General features: G+C 73.2%; 13 protein-coding genes. 5 read left to right on the top strand and 8 right to left on the bottom strand.

Translation table 11 applies throughout. The features are described 5' to 3' along the window. Positions 1-276: 276 nt before the first annotated feature. Positions 277-1,455, bottom strand: coding sequence for a macrolide family glycosyltransferase (locus AB0E02_RS38740; RefSeq protein ID WP_362149328.1), 1,179 nt, complete (start codon positions 1,453-1,455; stop codon positions 277-279). A 383-nt stretch (positions 1,456-1,838) separates the two neighbouring features. Between AB0E02_RS38740 and AB0E02_RS38735 the strand changes: the two genes are divergently transcribed. Further along, positions 1,839-3,086 carry an FAD-dependent monooxygenase gene (locus AB0E02_RS38735; RefSeq protein WP_362149325.1) on the top strand — a complete coding sequence of 416 codons (1,248 nt, stop codon included), beginning with the start codon at positions 1,839-1,841 and terminating at the stop codon, positions 3,084-3,086. 13 nt (positions 3,087-3,099) lie between these two features. Continuing rightward, positions 3,100-3,858, top strand: coding sequence for a pyridoxal 5'-phosphate synthase (locus AB0E02_RS38730; RefSeq protein ID WP_362149322.1), 759 nt, complete (start codon positions 3,100-3,102; stop codon positions 3,856-3,858). A 140-nt stretch (positions 3,859-3,998) separates the two neighbouring features. On the opposite strand, the gene AB0E02_RS38725 is transcribed toward AB0E02_RS38730, so the two are convergent. Both AB0E02_RS38725 and AB0E02_RS38720 read right to left on the bottom strand, forming a co-directional pair. Continuing rightward, positions 3,999-4,487, bottom strand: a complete 489-nt coding sequence (locus tag AB0E02_RS38725; protein WP_362149318.1) for a GNAT family N-acetyltransferase — start codon at positions 4,485-4,487, stop codon at positions 3,999-4,001. 25 nt (positions 4,488-4,512) lie between these two features. Next, entirely contained in the window at positions 4,513-5,001 is a 489-nt protein-coding gene (locus tag AB0E02_RS38720; protein ID WP_362149316.1) for a Zn-ribbon domain-containing OB-fold protein, read from the bottom strand. 469 nt (positions 5,002-5,470) lie between these two features. On the opposite strand from AB0E02_RS38720, the gene AB0E02_RS38715 reads away from it, so the two are divergent. Together AB0E02_RS38715 and AB0E02_RS38710 are read left to right on the top strand one after the other, a co-directional pair. Continuing rightward, positions 5,471-7,756, top strand: a complete 2,286-nt coding sequence (locus AB0E02_RS38715) for an acetate--CoA ligase family protein (RefSeq protein ID WP_362149313.1) — start codon at positions 5,471-5,473, stop codon at positions 7,754-7,756. A 100-nt stretch (positions 7,757-7,856) separates the two neighbouring features. Beyond that, the gene (locus AB0E02_RS38710; protein WP_362149310.1) at positions 7,857-8,774 is read left to right on the top strand and encodes an enoyl-CoA hydratase-related protein; all 918 of its coding nucleotides are present in this window, start codon (positions 7,857-7,859) and stop codon (positions 8,772-8,774) included. Between the two features lie 55 nt (positions 8,775-8,829). Here AB0E02_RS38710 and AB0E02_RS38705 read toward each other — a convergent pair whose 3' ends face one another. Together AB0E02_RS38705 and AB0E02_RS38700 are read right to left on the bottom strand one after the other, a co-directional pair. Next, the gene (locus AB0E02_RS38705; RefSeq protein ID WP_362149307.1) at positions 8,830-9,561 is read right to left on the bottom strand and encodes a hypothetical protein; all 732 of its coding nucleotides are present in this window, start codon (positions 9,559-9,561) and stop codon (positions 8,830-8,832) included. Beyond that, entirely contained in the window at positions 9,558-10,157 is a 600-nt protein-coding gene (locus AB0E02_RS38700; protein WP_362149304.1) for an RNA polymerase sigma factor, read from the bottom strand. Before AB0E02_RS38700 ends, AB0E02_RS38705 begins: the two co-directional genes overlap by 4 nt. Before the next feature lie 374 nt (positions 10,158-10,531). Here AB0E02_RS38700 and AB0E02_RS38695 point away from each other — a divergent pair, with 374 nt between their 5' ends. Beyond that, positions 10,532-11,143 (top strand): flavin reductase family protein, encoded by a 612-nt coding sequence (locus tag AB0E02_RS38695; protein WP_362149301.1) that lies wholly within the window; start codon positions 10,532-10,534, stop codon positions 11,141-11,143. A gap of 115 nt (positions 11,144-11,258) precedes the next feature. Here the strand turns inward: AB0E02_RS38695 and AB0E02_RS38690 are convergent, their stop codons facing one another. The 3 genes from AB0E02_RS38690 to AB0E02_RS38680 all read right to left on the bottom strand — a co-directional run bounded on the left by AB0E02_RS38690 (position 11,259) and on the right by AB0E02_RS38680 (position 14,887). After that, positions 11,259-12,191, bottom strand: a complete 933-nt coding sequence (locus AB0E02_RS38690) for a hypothetical protein (protein WP_362149298.1) — start codon at positions 12,189-12,191, stop codon at positions 11,259-11,261. 79 nt (positions 12,192-12,270) lie between these two features. Further along, complete coding sequence (locus AB0E02_RS38685; protein ID WP_362149331.1) at positions 12,271-13,539, bottom strand: MFS transporter; 1,269 nt, start codon at positions 13,537-13,539, stop codon at positions 12,271-12,273. Between the two features lie 277 nt (positions 13,540-13,816). Further along, on the bottom strand, positions 13,817-14,887 hold the full coding sequence (locus AB0E02_RS38680) for a Zn-dependent alcohol dehydrogenase (protein ID WP_362149295.1): 1,071 nt from the start codon (positions 14,885-14,887) through the stop codon (positions 13,817-13,819). Between the last annotated feature and the right edge of the window lie 707 nt (positions 14,888-15,594).

Below are 15,594 nucleotides of genomic sequence, written 5' to 3'. Positions count from 1 at the left end.
ACGAACTCCCACTCAGCATCGGATAGTTCATGGCGACGTATCACCCGACCATGGTCCACCACCCGAGATCATTTGAAGACACCCCCTAGCGCGGGAACGGCGGCGGAGGGCGACGGTGGTGCCGGAGCGAGGGTAGCGGCGGACGGGAACGGTGGCGCCGGAGCGGAGGGAACGGCCGAGGGGGGCGGTGATGCCGGAGCGGGGGCAACGGCCGAGGGGGCGGTGGCGCCGGAGCGGGGGCGGCCGCCCGGGCCGCCCCCGCCCCGCCCCGCCGCGTCAGACCGCCAGCCGCTCCTCGATCAGGTCGGCGGCCCGGCGGGCGCCGCCCTCCGCACGGGACTCCGCCCGCAGCGCGGCCGAGCGGGCCGCCACCCGCGGATCGGTGGTCAGCTCCCACAGGGCCGTACGCAACGCCTCCGGGGTGGCGTCCGCGGTGTCGATCCGGCGGGCCACGCCCAGTTCGACCAGCCGGTCGGCGTTCATGAACTGCTCGGCGCCCTGCGGCACCACGATCATCGGCACACCGGCGTACAGCCCCTCGCTGCTGCCGCCCATCCCGGCGTGCGTCACGAACGCGTCCGCCTGCTCCAGGATGGCCAACTGCGGCACCCAGGACCGCACTTCGACGTTCGCCGGGACATCCGGGCCCAGCTCGGCCGGATCGACGTACGTGCCGATCTGCAGCACCACGTGCCACCCCGGCAGGTTCCCGAAGGCCGCCACACAGCGGCGGTAGAACTCCGGCTGCCGGGTGAACGCCGAGCCCAGCGACACCAGCAGCACCTTCTCCGCGCCGGCCGGCCGGACCCAGCCGCCCTGCTCCGCACGGGAGCCCAGGCACGGCCCGACGAAGGTCACCGCGGCGTCGTCCACCCGGTCCGCGTGCGGCTGCATCGCTCGCGGGATCGTCGCCAGCGCCCGGCGCGGCCGGCCGGAGAACTCGGCGAAGTCCGTGGTGACCGCCCCGCACCGCGCCAGCCAGGCGGCGAACCGGGCCTGGTACGCCTCGGCCCCCGGCAGCCCGTCGAACGCCGCCCCGATCTCCTCCTGGGCACCCTCCCAGCCCACGAAGGTCGGTGACAGCTGGACGACGTCCCGGCCCTGCGCCTCGGCCAGTGCACGGCCGGCGTACGCCCCGACGTCGTAGAGGTAGAGGTCGGCGGGGTCGTCGTCGTAGACGGCGCGCAGCTGCGGCAGTACGGCGATCGCGTCGTCGAGGAACAGCGAGGCCGCGGCGACCGGATCCGCGGGCCAGGCGTTGTCGGCGACCGGCAGGGTGGAGGTGTAGCGGACGAGCGTGGCACCCGTGGGGGCGATCAGCTCGGCGGCGTGGTCGGTGTTGGCGTACGTGACGCGATGACCGCGGGACACCAGCTCACGGATGATCTCCAGGCTGGGCAGGACATGACTGACCATGGGCGTGCCGACCATGGCGATATGGGCAGTGCGCGGCATTCGGGACTTCCTTCTTCACAGAGCTACGGCAAGAGGGCCGCGAGAGGGCAGGGAGAAGCCGTGGGACGGGTGGACCGTCCGACGCCGCGTCAGCCGTAGATCTGGTGGAAGTGCATGCCGGGAGCGTAACGACCCCGGCCGCGCCGGTCGAAGCATTTTCCCGGGCGACGGAAGCCGGATCGGACGCCGGATTGCACGCCGGACCGGACGCCGGACCGGAGTCCAACCGGGAGCCCAGGCCGGAGTCCAGCCGGGAGCCCAGGCGAAAGCCCGATCTATACATTCGTCATAGACAAGCGTTTAAGACGCCCGTATAGTCGAGCCGTCGGGTCCTCACCGGCCCAACCACCCACCAGCGCACCGCTCCTGAAGGGAATCCCGTCATGCCCAGGACCGTCCTGATCTCCGGCGCGAGCATCGCCGGCCCGGCGCTCGCCCTCTGGCTGCACCGCTACGGCTTCTCCGTGACCGTCGTCGAGCGCGCGCCCGCACTGCGGACCGGCGGCTACAAGGTCGACATCCGCGGTGCGTCGGTCGAGGTCGCCGACCGGATGGGGATCCTGGAGGACATCCAGCGCGCCAGTACGGACATGCAGAACGGCGCCTACGTGAAGGACGACGGCACGCGCGTCGCCACCCTCCCCGCCGCGATCTTCGGCGCCCGGACCGGCCGGGACGACGAGATCATGCGCGGTGACCTGGCCCGCATCCTGTACGAACGCACCCGCGCGGACGTCGAGTACGTCTTCGGCGACTCGATCGCCTCCCTCACCCCGACCGCCGACGACAACGGCGTCGAGGTGACCTTCGAGCGGGGCGCACCCCGCCGCTTCGATCTCGTCGTCGGTGCCGACGGGCTGCACTCGACCGTCCGCCGGCTGGCCTTCGGCCCGGAGGAGCAGTTCCTGCGGCACCTCGGTGCGTACATCTCGGCGTTCTCCATGCCGAACGAACTCGGCCTGGACCGCGAGGAGTTGTACTACGCGGAGCCGGGCCGCCTGGTCTGCGCGTACAGCTCGGCCGGAGACCCGGCGGCCAAGGGCCTGCTCGTCTTCCGCTCGCCCCGGCTGAGCTACGACCACCGGGACCGGGCGCAGCAACTGGCCCTGCTGGACGCCGCGTTCGCCGGGGTCGGCTGGCGCACCTCGCGGATGCTGGCAGCGGCCCGCTCGGCCCCGGACCTCTACTTCGACGGGCTGCACCTGATCGAGATGGACCGCTGGTCCCGTGGACGGGTGGTACTCCTCGGCGACGCCGCGCACTGCCCCTCACCGGCATCGGGGCAGGGCACGGGGATGGCGCTGGTCGGTGCGTACGTACTGGCCGGTGAGCTCGCGGCGGCGGGCGGCGCACCGGAGGTGGCGTTCGCCCGTTACGAGGAGGAGATGCGCGGCTATGTCGCGGTCAATCATGAGCTTGCGCGCAAGTTCGCGCGGGAGATGACCGTGGGCAGCCGGTGGGGGATCCGGCTCCGGCACCTGATGCTGCGGATGCTGGCGCACATGCCCTGGAAGGACGCCGTGACGAAGAAGATCGCGGAGGACGTCCAGCGGGGCGCCCGGGCGATCACGCTCAAGGACTACGGTCCTCCGGCGGCGGCAACCGCAGCGGCGGCCCCGTACGTCGCCTGAGTACGCTGCCCGCATGAGCGATCACCCGGCCGGTTCCCCGCACCATGACACCGCCACCTCCGGCGCCGACGGGGGCGGGGACACCGCCCGCTCCGCGGACCCGGCGGGCCAGGCGTTCCGGCAGCTGCTGCGCGGACTGCGGGTCTGGGACGTCGAGCTGCCGTCGTTCGATCCGGAGGCGGTGCCGGCCGAACCGCTGCCGCTGTTCCGGCAGTGGCTGCGGGAGGCCGCCGAGGCCGGCCAGCCGGAGCCGCACACCATGGCGCTGGCCACGGCGGACGCGGCCGGCAACCCCTCCGTACGGACCGTGATGCTGCACGACGCCGACGAGCGGGGCTGGCACTTCGGCTCGCACCGCGGCAGCCGCAAGGGCCGCGACCTGGCCGCGCGGCCCCGGGCGGCACTCGATTTCTACTGGCCGGCGGTGGGCCGCCAGGTACGGGTCGGCGGGGCGGTGACCGAAGCGGGACCGGAGGAGAGCGCGGCCGATCTGCACCGCCGTTCAACGGGGGCGCTGGCCGCGGCGCTGGTCGGCCGGCAGAGCGAGGTACTGGGTTCGGTCGAGGAACTGGCGCGTGCCTCCGAGGCCGCGTGGGAGCGCGCCCGGCGCGAACCGGAGGCTCCGGTGGCCAGCTGGACGCTGTACGTCCTGGAGCCCGACGAGGTCGAGTTCTTCCAGGGAGACGCCCGGCGCCGCCACGTACGCCTCAACTACCGGCGCAGCGGGCGAGGGGGAACCGGAGGCTGGCAGCGGGAGCTGCTCTGGCCGTAGTCGTGCCGGCCCGGCGGCGTACGTGGCGTGGCGCAACGGGGCACGGCCCGGCGGCATGGCGTGATGTGACGTGACACGGGCCGGCGGCATGGCGTGACGCGGCCCGGCGGCAGGGCGTGACATGACGTGCGGTGGGCCGGCTAGAGCTGCTGGTACATGATGTGGAGCCCCACGTACCCCTTGGTCGGGTGGTGGAAGCCCTCCGGCAGCGTCGTCATGATCGTGAAGCCCAGGGACTGCCAGAGGGCGACGGCACGGGTGTTGGTCTCCACCACGGCGTTGAACTGCATGGCGCGGTAGCCCTCGGCGCGGGCCCAGGCCAGGACGTGTTCGCCCAGGGCCCGCCCGACGCCGCGGCCGGCGCACCCCGGATCGACCATGAAGCTGGCACTGGCGATGTGCGAGCCGCCGCCCATGTGGTTGGGGTTCATCTTCGCGCTGCCGAGCACCGTCCCGGCGTCGTCCACGGCGACGACCGTACGGCCGGGCGGCTTCGGCAGCCACATCTCGCGCCCGGTCTCCTCGTCGAGGTCGCGCGGATAGGTGTACGTCTCGCCGGCGGCGACGATGGTGCGGAAGAACGGCCAGATGGCGGGCCAGTCGGCCGCGGTCGCCTCACGGATCAGCATCCCGCCAGGATCGCAACCGGCCGTCTCACCCCGCCACCGAATTCCCCGCGGGCCGGAACACGGGCACGGCGAACTCCGGGCCGTCCGCGTCCCCATCGGCCGTCCGGGACGTCGATGCGGCTGCCGCGCGCCGGAAGTCCACGAACACCGGCATCCCGATCCGCAACTCCGCCTCCGGGCAGCCGACGATCTCGGTCATCATCCGGGGCCCCTCGGCGAGATCGACCACCGCCGCGACATACGGCACCCGGTCCCCGAACGGCGGGAGGTCGTTGCGGTGCACGACGGACCAGGTGTAGAGCGTGCCGCGACCGGCGGCCGGCTCCCAGTCGACGTCCTCGCTCCAGCAGTACGGGCAGAACTCGCGCGGGTAGTGGTGCGCCCGCCCACACCCCTCGGCCCGGCAACGCCGCAGCAGCAACCGCCCCTCGGCCGCCGCCGCCCAGTACGGCCGGGTGAAGGCATCCACCTCCGGCAGATCCGCCCGGGCGACACTCCTTGCCGCGCCGCGCACCGCCCCCTTCCCGCCTTCTACCGCCTCCCTGCCTGCCTCCCCACCTGCTTCCCTGCCCGCCTCCCTGCCTGCCTCCCTGCCCGCTGCCGCCTCTCGCCCCGCCGCTCTTCCGTCATTCACCGGACCACCACCCCACCAGCTCGACCAGACCCACCAGCTCCCCCAGCCCCACACGGCGGGCCTTCTCCCGACCCGCACCCACGCCATCCATTCATCCACTCACCCTTTCCTGACGGTACGTCAGTTCAGCTCAGCGCGATGGGCGGCGCAAGAGGGCGCGGCCCACCGCAGGGCCACCCGCCCCGCCCTCCTCGCCCCCCATCGCCTTACCCCGCCACGGACGGAACAGCGCTCACCCACTTCTCACATCCGCCCCATTCCTGACGCGACGTCAGTTCAGTAATCTGACTATGCGTCAGCTAGCGATGCCATGCCCATGAGAGCCGTCACACAGGAGCGGGCGACTGCGATGCTTGGATCGACTCACGGCACCCTCACCACTCACTCCCGGCCGGCCCGCGTCGTGGCCTGTGGGGAGCAACCACCACACACCGTCCACGGAACGAGCGAACCGCACCCCGGCAGCGGCGGACCGAACGGCCGGGGCAGCCACGGCGGCCGGGGCTCCGGCGAGGCGGTCGAGCGGGACGTCAGCGGCCGCCCGCTGTACGCCCCGGTGCCCGACCTCGACCGGTTCTTCCGGCCGGAGTCGGTGGCCGTGATCGGCGCCTCGGACAGCGAGGGCCGCCCCAACACCGGCATCACCCGCCAGCTCATCGCCTGGGCCGAGCGCGTCGGCGCCCGGCTGCACCCCGTGAACCCCGGACGCACCCGCATCTTCGGGCTGCCCTGCCACGCCACCGTCGCCGACCTCCCCGAGACCGTCGACCTCGCCGTACTGCTCGTCAGCGACCCCCTTCCGGTCATCGAGCAACTAGCCGCGGTGAAGGTGAAGTTCGCGGTGGCGTTCGCCTCCGGATTCGCCGAGACGGGGGAGGAGGGCGCGGCCGCCCAGGCCCGGCTGGCCGAGGCCGTGGCACGCTCCGGGCTGCGGCTGCTCGGCCCCAACACCAACCTCAACGCCTTCGAGAAGTTCCGGGACGATCTCGACGGCCCGGCCATCGCCCTGATCACACAGTCGGGCCACCAGGGCCGTCCCGTCTTCACCCTCCAGGAACTGGGCATCCGCCTTTCCCACTGGGCCCCCACCGGCAACGAGGCCGATCTGGAGACCGCCGACTTCCTCTCCTACTTCGCCACCCGCCCCGAGGTCGGGGCCATCGCGGCATATGTGGAAGGGCTCAAGGACGGCCGCAGCTTTCTGCTCGCGGCCGACCGCGCGGCCCGCCACCGGGTCCCCGTGGTCGCCGTCAAGGTGGGGCGCACCGAGACCGGCGCCCGTACGGCCGCCTCGCACACCGGCAAGCTCACCGGCGCGGACGAGGTCGTGGACGCCGCGATGCGCCAGTTCGGGGTGATCCGGGTGGACGGGCTCGACGAGCTGCAGGACACCGCGGCACTGCTGGCCCGCGCCCGGAAGCCCACCGCCGAGGGCATCGCGGTCTATTCGATCTCCGGAGGCACCGGCGCCCACTTCGCCGATCTGGCGACCGCCGCCGGGCTGCGGCTGCCCACCCTGGACACCGCCAAGCAGGCCGAACTGCACCAGTGGATACCGGAGTACCTCTCCGTCGCCAACCCGATCGACAACGGCGGGCACCCCGTCGGCGACTGGCGCGGCCGCAAGATCATCGACGCGATCCTGGCCGACCCCGCCGTCGGCGTGCTGATCTGCCCGATCACCGGCCCCTTCCCGCCGATGAGCGACAAACTCGCCCAGGACCTGGTGGACGCGGCGGAGCAGACCGACAAGCTGGTGTGCGTGGTGTGGGGCTCGCCGGTCGGCACGGAGGACGCCTACCGCAGCACGCTGCTCGGCTCCGCGCGCGTGGCGACCTTCCGCACCTTCGGCAACTGCATCACCGCCGTACGCGCCTATCTCGACCACCACCGCTTCACGGCCGGCTACCGCTCGCCCTTCGACGACGCCCCGCGCGTGCCGTCCCCGTCCGCCCGCAAAGTGCAGGCACTGCTGCGCCCGGGCCAGCAGCTCAGCGAGCACGCGGCGAAGCAACTGCTGCGCGCCTACGGCATCCGGGTACCCCGCGAACAGCTGGTGACCAGCGCGGCGGCAGCCGTACGGGCGGCGAGCCTGGTCGGCTACCCCGTGGTCATGAAGGCGTCCGGGGCCCAGCTGGCGCACAAGACCGAGCTCGGACTGGTCAAGGTCGGGCTGACCTCGGCCAGCCAGGTCAGGGACGCCTACCGCGAGCTCACCGACATCGCCCGCTACGAGGACGTCCCGCTGGACGGCGTGCTCGTCTGCCAGATGATCGAGCGGGGCGTCGAGATGGTCGTCGGGGTCACCCCCGACCGCCTCTTCGGGCCGACCGTGACCGTGGGGCTGGGCGGGGTGCTCGTCGAGGTCCTGCGGGACGTCGCGGTGGGGGTACCGCCCTTCGGCGAGGACCAGGCGCGCGCGATGCTCGCCGAACTGCGCGGCCGCGCCCTCCTGGAGGGCGTACGCGGCGGGCCGCCCGCGGACGTCGACGCGCTGATCGAGGTCGTCCTCCGGGTCCAGCGGATGGCCCTGGAACTGGACGGCGCACTCGCCGAACTGGACATCAACCCGCTGGTGGTCCTGGAGCGCGGGCAGGGCGCGGTGGCCCTCGACGCGCTCGCCGTCTGCCACTGACCCCGACCGCCCCCTCAGCAGCCGGACCCACCACCGCGACCACCACCGTGGTCCCAGGCGCAGCCACACCCGCGACCGCACCCTCAGGAGCCGCTCCCCCATGACAACCTCCGAGCCTTCCCCGCTCTCCCCGTCGTCCTCGCCCGGCCGTTCCGCCGAATCCGCCGATTCCGCCGCCTCCGCCCCACCCGTCGAGGCGCTTGATTCATTGGTACTGCACGCCACTGACAACGGCGTCTCGTGGATCACCCTCAACCGCCCGGACGCGCTGAACGCCGTCACCTGGGACCAGCGCGAACGCCTCATCGGCCTGCTCGCGGACGCATCGGCCGACCCGGACGTACGGGCCGTGGTGATCACCGCGACCGGCAAGGGCTTCTGCGCCGGCGCCGACCTGCGCGGCGGCACGGGCTCCGGTGAACGAACCGGAGCGGAACGGGCCGGAGCGGAACGGACGTCCGGCGATGTGGCGCGGATGATCCGGCGCGGCGCCCAGCGGTTCATCGCCGCGGTCCTGGACTGCGAGAAGCCGGTCATCGCCGCGGTCAACGGCACCGCGGCCGGACTCGGCGCCCATCTCGCGTTCGCCTGCGATCTCGTACTGGCCGCCGAATCGGCCCGCTTCATCGAGGTGTTCGCCCGCCGCGGCCTCGTACCGGACGGTGGCGGCGCCTACCTCCTGCCCCGGCTGATCGGCCCGCAGCGGGCGAAGGAGCTGATGTTCTTCGGTGACCCGGTGCCGGCCGCGGAGGCCGAGCGGCTGGGGCTGGTCAACCGGGTCGTCCCCGACGGCGAACTCGCGAAGACCGCACGGGAGTGGGCCGAGCGGCTGGCGGCCGGCCCGACCCGCGCCCTGGCGCTGACCAAGCAGCTGGTGAACGCGTCGTTCGAGACCGACCGGGCCGCGGCCTTCGCCGCCGAGGCCGCCGCCCAGGAGATCACCATGTCGACGGCGGACGCCCAGGAAGGCGTCGCCGCCTTCGTGGAGCGCCGCAGCCCGACGTACCGGGGCCGCTGACCAGGCCCCGCCGGCCGGCGCGCCGCCCGTTGCGTCCGCCCGTTATGCCGGTCCGCTACTTCACGTCCTCCGGGCACACCGGCACCTCATGGGTGTTCCGCGTCCGCACCCCCGGCAGCCAACCGCGTGCCCCCTGCCCGTTCGTCACCAGGTACCAGCGGGTGGAGGTGATGCCCGCCTCGTCGCGGACCATCCGCCCGTCGGTGACGACACAGCGCGCGGCCAGCCCGTCGCCGTGCCAGACCCGGCCCGCGGAGTTGTCGCGCGCGGCGTACGCGGCGTACGGGTCCTTGGCGAGCCGCAGCGCGCACTCCAGGGAGCGGCCCGTACGGCAGGCGCGCTCGCTGTTGTAGACCGTGATCCGCACCGTCGGGGGCGGTCCCGCCGGCTGCAGCGTGACGGGCCCGGGCCGCACCAGCCACCACACCCCCAGCGCCACCGCGGCGACCGCCGCCGCCACCGCGCAGGCGATCGCGTACGGCCGCCTCGGGGCCGGCGCGGAGGCGTACGGCCACCTGCGCGGTGAACCCGCTTTCGGCGCCTGCTCGTTGACCGGCCGGCGGACGCGCTCCCACAGGCCGGGCGGTGTCTCGATCTGCTCGTCCGCGCGCCGCAGCCGGGCGCGCAACAGCGCCTCGACGTCGCCACCGGAGCCGCCGGAGCCCCCGGAGTCGTCGCCCCGGCCCCCGCCGCCGAACGGCCCGCCGCCACCGCCCGCACCACCGGTACCGCCGGCCTCGCCGACCTCGCCGTCGCGGCGTCGCCCCACGCCCACCGTGCCGCTCACCTCCCGGCCTGCCCGTGCTCCGATTCAACGAGGTACGCGCGCAGCCTGTCCAGCGCGCGGGCCCGATGGCGGGCGGCCGTACCGCGATGCACCTTCATGATCTTGGCGGCCTGATCGAGCGTGTAGCCGTCGAGGTCGACCAGGATGACGATGCCGGCCTGCCGGTGCGACAACTTCCCCAGCAGCCGCACCGCTTCGAGTTCGGCGTGCCGACGCTCCACCCCGCCGTCCCAGCCGCCCGGTTCGGCGCCGGGGCCCGCTCCCGCGCCGCCGCCCGCACCGGCCTCCTCGACGCCCTCCAGCCCGTCCACGAGGACCTGGCGGCGGTCCTTGCGGTAGGCGTCGCGTGCGACGTTGAGGACCGCGGTGAAGGCGTAGGCGTACGGCTCCGGGTGGGCGAGGAAGCGCTGCGGACGGGCGGCGAGCTTGAGGTAGGCCTCGTGCACCACATCCTCCGCGGACTGTCTCGAACCGGCCAGCATCACCGCCCTGCGGTAGAGGCGGGGCAGCAGGCCGCAGAAGACCTCGTCGAAGGTGGGTGACGCGGCGGACGGCGGTGCTGACGACGACGGTGGTGACGGTGTTGCCTCGGCCATGTACCGGAACTCTCCCCCGTGTTCGGCTACGGACGCGGCCGACGTGGACGCTACCCGCGCGGGCGGCACACAATCAGGAATCCCTCCCCCAATCTCCCCCCATTCCGTCGAAGATCGCCGCGTACGCGGCCAAACCACACGTGCGGGTGGCCGCCGGCCCGCATGGCTTCACATCTGACGGGGCATCAGATTCAATGGCGGCCAGGCAGAAAACGGCCACGCAAAAGACGGCCGGGCAGAAGACGGCCGGACAGAAGACATGACAGGGCGGACGCCATGACGGGACTGACGGCACTGACAGGACTAACAGGGCTGGCAGGGGCACGGGGGCCGATGGGGCTCATGGGACTGAAGCGATGATGGGGCACGCGGGGATGGCGGCCACGGCCGTGCGGTACCTCCGCTCGGTCGGCGCGCCGACCACGGCCGCCGCGCCCGCCACTCCTGCCGCACCGCTCCCGCGGCCCGCCCTGCGCGCCGTACGGGAGGGCGAGCGCGCCCCCCTCGACCCGGCCGCCTTCCGTTCCGTCCTGGGGCACTTCGCCAGCGGCGTCACCGTCGTCACGGCACCGGGCGAACCGGGCCCGGCCGGTTTTGCCTGCCAGTCCTTCGCGTCCCTCTCGCTCGACCCGCCGCTGGTGACGTTCATGGTGGCGCGTACGTCGACGACCTGGCCGCGGATCGCGCGGGCCGGGGTGTTCTGCGTCAACGTCCTCGGGGCGGCACAGGGCGAGCTGTGCCGGGGGTTCGCGGTCAGTGGTGGCGACAAGTTCGCCGGCGTCTCCTACGGGCCCGCGCCGGCGACCGGCTCACCACGGCTGGCCGACGTCCCCGCCTGGATCGACTGCACCATCCAGGCCGTGCACACCGGAGGCGACCACCTCATCGTCGTCGGCCGCGTCGAGGCCCTCGGCACGGACCCGGCGGCCGCCGAAACCGGCCCCCTCCTGTTCCACCGGGGCACCTTCGGTCACTTCAGCCCCTGAGCAGGGCCGGTGCGGTCGAGCAGCACACCGCGGACCGGCGCCGCCGCTTCAGCACCGCCGACGCATCCGCACCGCCACCGCATGACACCGCCCCACCGCATGGCACCGCCGCGCTTCAGGACCGGCCGCCCTGCCGGGTCAGGACATGCCGGTGCCACTCGTCCGGGTCGCCCAGGAAGTAGTAGAGGGTGGGGCGCTCCTGGGTACCGCCCAGGAACCACTGCTCCCGGCAGTCGCCGCCCACCTCCACCTCCAACCGCTCGTCCCCCGTGAAGCGGTCCAGCTCCCATCTGCCGACGCCGCCGCAGTGGTCGCCCGGCTTGCTCAGCCCCCGGGCCGTCGCCGTTCCGTCGGCGCGCAGCTCCAGGGTGCCGCCGCTGCCGTCCCGCCAGACCCCGACGAGCCCGGCGCGTGTCGGCTTCGGGGGCTCGTACGCCGGCAACAGTCCGGTTGCCAGGGCGGCGACGCCCAGCACACCCACCGCGAGAGCGGTCAGGAGCCCGCTGCCCGCGACCGTGACGGTCAGCCGCACGGTGCGCCGGGCCCCGGTGCCCCGGGCGGCGACCTCGGCCAGCAGGGCGGCCGGTACGGCGGCCGCAGTGAGCGCCGGCCAGCACACCAGGTAAGCCAGCGGCGGCCCCACGGAGCCGGTGAGGAGCGCACAGCACGCCCCGTAGGCGAGCGTCGAGCCGGCTGCCGAGAAGGGGGCGGCCGCCGCCGTGCACCACCACGTCGCCCGCCCCTGCCACCCTCCCCAACGGGCCGCCAGGCGCCCCAGCGTCAGTGTGGGCAGCACCAGGGTGACCGTCAGCACCAGGCCGGGGAGCGCGCCGAGCACCAGCGCGACCGGGAGCATGAAGGCGGCCAGGAACACATTGCCGACCGTCCCCTCCTGGGTGAAGCCGTACAGCACGACACCGGCCGTCACGCACATCGCCTCTGCCAGCAGCGCCGCCATCGACACCAGAACGGCCCGCCCGCTCCAGACATCGCGGAACTGCCCGGCGGCCGCCCCGGCCCCGGCCCCAGCCCCGGCCTCCCCTGTCATGTCCGTTCCCCCGTCCCCCGTCGCTCGTCCCACGGGGATCATGCACCGGCCGGCCGGGCGCCCCGCCACCGGGGGCGGCTCACACCGCGGCCGGCTGCCCCTGGACCGCCCCCGTCCGCCGCTCGCGGATGACCAGGGCCATCAGGGCCGCCAGTGCGCACAGCGCGCCCGAGGCGTACCAGACCGGGTTGTACGTGCCGAAGGCGTCGCGGGCCAGGCCGCCCAGGAAGGCGATCAGGGCGGCGCCCACCTGATGGGCGGCCAGCACCCAGCCGAAGACGATGGCGCCGTCCTCGCCGTAGTGCTCCCGGCACAGCGCGATGGTCGGCGGGACCGTCGCCACCCAGTCCAGGCCGTAGAAGACGATGAAGAAGACCATCGGCGGATGGACGGTGTCGGCGAGCAGCAGCGGCAGGAACATCAGCGACAGACCGCGCAGACCGTAGTAGACGGCCAGCAGCCGGCGGGTGTTGAAGCGGTCGGTGAACCAGCCGGAGGCGATCGTTCCGGCGATATCGAAGACGCCGATCACCGCGAGCAGTGAGGCGGCCGCCGTCATCGGCATGCCGTGGTCGTGCGCCGCGGGCACGAAGTGCGTCTTGACCAGGCCGTTGGTCGTGGCACCGCAGATCGCGAAGGTGCCGGCCAGCAGCCAGAACGGTCCCGTCCGGGCCGCCGAGACCAGCGCCCGCACCGCACGCCGGGCCGCGCCCCGCTGCGGCGGCGGCTTGGGCACGAACGCGTCCGCCCCGTAGGGCGCCAGACCGACGTCCGCCGGGTGGTCACGCAGCAGCAGCCACACCAGCGGGACCACGGCGAGCGCGGCCAGCGCGACGGTCACCGCGGCCGGCCGCCAGTCGTCCCGGTCGACGATCCAGGACAGTACGGGAAGGAAGACCAGCTGCCCGGAGGCGCCGGCCGCGGTGAGGATGCCGGTGACCAGCCCGCGCCGCGCGGTGAACCAGCGGTTGGTGACCGTCGCCGCGAAGGCCAGCGCCATCGAGCCGCTGCCCAGCCCCACCAACACGCCCCAGAGGAGCACCAGTTGCCAGGCGGCCGTCATGAAGACGGTCAGTCCGGCGCCGACCGCGATGACGGTCAGGGCGACCGCGACCACCCGCCGGATACCGAACCGGTCCATCAGGGCGGCGGCGAACGGTGCGGTCAGCCCGTACAGCGCGAGGTTCACCGACACCGCGAAGCCGATGGTGCCGCGGGACCAGTGGAACTCGGCGTGCAGCGGATCGATGAGCAGGCCGGGGAGCGACGCGAAACCGGCCGCGCCGATGATCGTGAGGAAGGTGACGGCGGCGACCGACCAGGCACGGTGCGGGCGCCGCCTCGGCACGGCCTCGGCGGCGGGAGCGGGTGTACGGTCGTCCGCCGCGGGCGGGCGGAGTTCGGGTGTCTGGGGCGTCGGGGGCGTCTGGGGCACCCCAGAAGCTTCGTCCCCGCCTCCGTACGAAACGAGTGGCCGGGGGGCCAGGGTTCATCAGGATCGGGCCACCACCGGCCCCGACCGAAGGCCACCCCGAAGCCGGAACGGCGCCCCCTCCCAGCCGCGCCCCACCTCCCACCCGAACGCCACGCCTACTCGAACGTCATCCCCTACTCGATCGTCACCCCTACTCGAACGTCAGCACCGCCCGCGCCACCCGCCCGTGATGCGCGTCGTCCGCCGCCTTCGCGAAGTCCTCCACCGGGTACGTCCGGGTCACCAACTCGTCGAGCAGCAGCCGCCCTTCGCGGTACAGCCGGGCGTACAGCGCGATGTCCCGCTGCGGGCGGGACGATCCGTAGCGGCAGCCGAGGATCGACTTGTCCAGGTACATCGACGAGACCGGGAACGCCGCCTCCGCACCGGCCGGCGGCACCCCGAGCAGCACCGCCTGGCCGTGCCGGTCCAGCAGGTCGATCGCCTGCCGGATCAGCCGGGTACTGCCCACGCACTCGAAGGCGTGGTCGGCACCGGTCGGCAGGATCTCCTTCACCGCCTTGACGGCGTCCGCCGCGGCCGATGCGTCGACGAAGTGGGTGGCGCCGAACTGCCGCGCCACGGTCTCCTTCGCCGGATTGGCGTCCACCGCCACGATCACCGACGCACCCGCGAGCCGCGCCCCCTGGAGCACGTTGAGCCCGATCCCGCCCGCCCCGATCACCACGACCGAGTCCCCCCGGTCGACCTTCGCGCGGTTGAGCACCGCGCCCACCCCGGTCAGCACCCCGCACCCGATCAACGCGGCCGACGACAGTGGAATGTCCGCGTCGATCTTCACCGCCTGCACCGCCTTGACGACCGTACGCTCCGCGAACGCCGAGTTCGACGCGAACTGGAACAGCTCCGCACCGCCCCGCCGAAACGGCCTCCCGGGCATCCCGATGGCCTTGCGGCACATCGTCGGCCGCCCCCGGTCGCACTCCGCGCACACCCCGCAGTTGGCCAGCGTCGACAGCGCCACGTGGTCACCGGGCGCCACATGGCCGACGCCCGCACCCACCGCCTCCACCACGCCCGCGCCCTCGTGCCCCAGCACGACCGGCACCGGAAACGGAATCGTGCCGTCGATCACCGACAGATCGCTGTGGCACAACCCCGCCGCCCGGATCCCCACCAACACCTCCCCCGGCCCCGGCTCCCGCACCACCAGATCCCCCACGACCCGCGGCTGCTCCCCGTCGTATATGACCCCACGCATTGCTTCACTCCATCCCACGTAGTCGACCGTCCCGCCGTGCTGGTTGCTCACCGTTGCCGCTTTGCGGCGGCGCCCACGTACCTGGCTTTCCCGCCGCGGGGCTGGCCGTTGCGCTTTGCGGCGCCGCCCACGTACTCGGCTGCAGCGCCGTGCCCATTGCTCGCCGTTGCCGCTTTGCGGCGCCGCCCACGTACTCGGCTGCAGCGCCGTGCTCGTTGCTCGCCGTTGCCGCTTTGCGGCGCCGCCCACGTACCCGTCCTTCCCGCCGCGGGTGTTGTTCGCCGTTGCGCCTGCGGCGGGCTGGGTGGGTGTCGGGTGCGGTGACGGGCCTCCGGGGCCTTGTTCGTGGACTGCTGACGCTTTACGTCCACGAACAAGGCCCCTCCGGCCCGTCCCCTCCCGTTGGGGGAGTGTGCGGGTGTGTGGGGGCGCGCGTTGTCGAGGACGTACCTGGCGTAGTGAGGTCTCGGGAATACCTGGCCCGGCGCGTCGAGTTGTGGCCCCGCAGGGGGCTCTCGCGACCCCTACGGGATCTGTTCGACATCCCCCTAGGGGTCCCCAAGACCCCTTGCAGCCCCAACGCTCACCCCCACCCAGCTTCTTCCCATCCCCAACGGGAGGGGACGGGCCGGAGGGGCCGGTGTTTGGGACGTAAAGCGCCAGCTGTCCCCAAAAACCGCCCCCGCGGTGCGTCACCCCACCCCCCA

Source organism: Streptomyces sp. NPDC048196 (genome assembly GCF_040652715.1).
Classification (GTDB): domain Bacteria; phylum Actinomycetota; class Actinomycetes; order Streptomycetales; family Streptomycetaceae; genus Streptomyces; species Streptomyces siderophoricus.
The sequence above is the reverse complement of the archived record's forward strand: the minus strand, read 5'-3'. Positions and strand labels throughout refer to the sequence as shown.

Coding starts and splice junctions, on each gene's coding strand:
- AB0E02_RS38740 (WP_362149328.1), bottom strand. CDS start 1,455: ATGCCGCGCACTGCCCATATCGCCATGGTCGGCACGCCCATGGTCAGT.
- AB0E02_RS38735 (WP_362149325.1), top strand. CDS start 1,839: ATGCCCAGGACCGTCCTGATCTCCGGCGCGAGCATCGCCGGCCCGGCG.
- AB0E02_RS38730 (WP_362149322.1), top strand. CDS start 3,100: ATGAGCGATCACCCGGCCGGTTCCCCGCACCATGACACCGCCACCTCC.
- AB0E02_RS38725 (WP_362149318.1), bottom strand. CDS start 4,487: ATGCTGATCCGTGAGGCGACCGCGGCCGACTGGCCCGCCATCTGGCCG.
- AB0E02_RS38715 (WP_362149313.1), top strand. CDS start 5,471: ATGCTTGGATCGACTCACGGCACCCTCACCACTCACTCCCGGCCGGCC.
- AB0E02_RS38710 (WP_362149310.1), top strand. CDS start 7,857: ATGACAACCTCCGAGCCTTCCCCGCTCTCCCCGTCGTCCTCGCCCGGC.
- AB0E02_RS38700 (WP_362149304.1), bottom strand. CDS start 10,157: ATGGCCGAGGCAACACCGTCACCACCGTCGTCGTCAGCACCGCCGTCC.
- AB0E02_RS38695 (WP_362149301.1), top strand. CDS start 10,532: ATGGCGGCCACGGCCGTGCGGTACCTCCGCTCGGTCGGCGCGCCGACC.
- AB0E02_RS38690 (WP_362149298.1), bottom strand. CDS start 12,191: ATGACAGGGGAGGCCGGGGCTGGGGCCGGGGCCGGGGCGGCCGCCGGG.
- AB0E02_RS38680 (WP_362149295.1), bottom strand. CDS start 14,887: ATGCGTGGGGTCATATACGACGGGGAGCAGCCGCGGGTCGTGGGGGAT.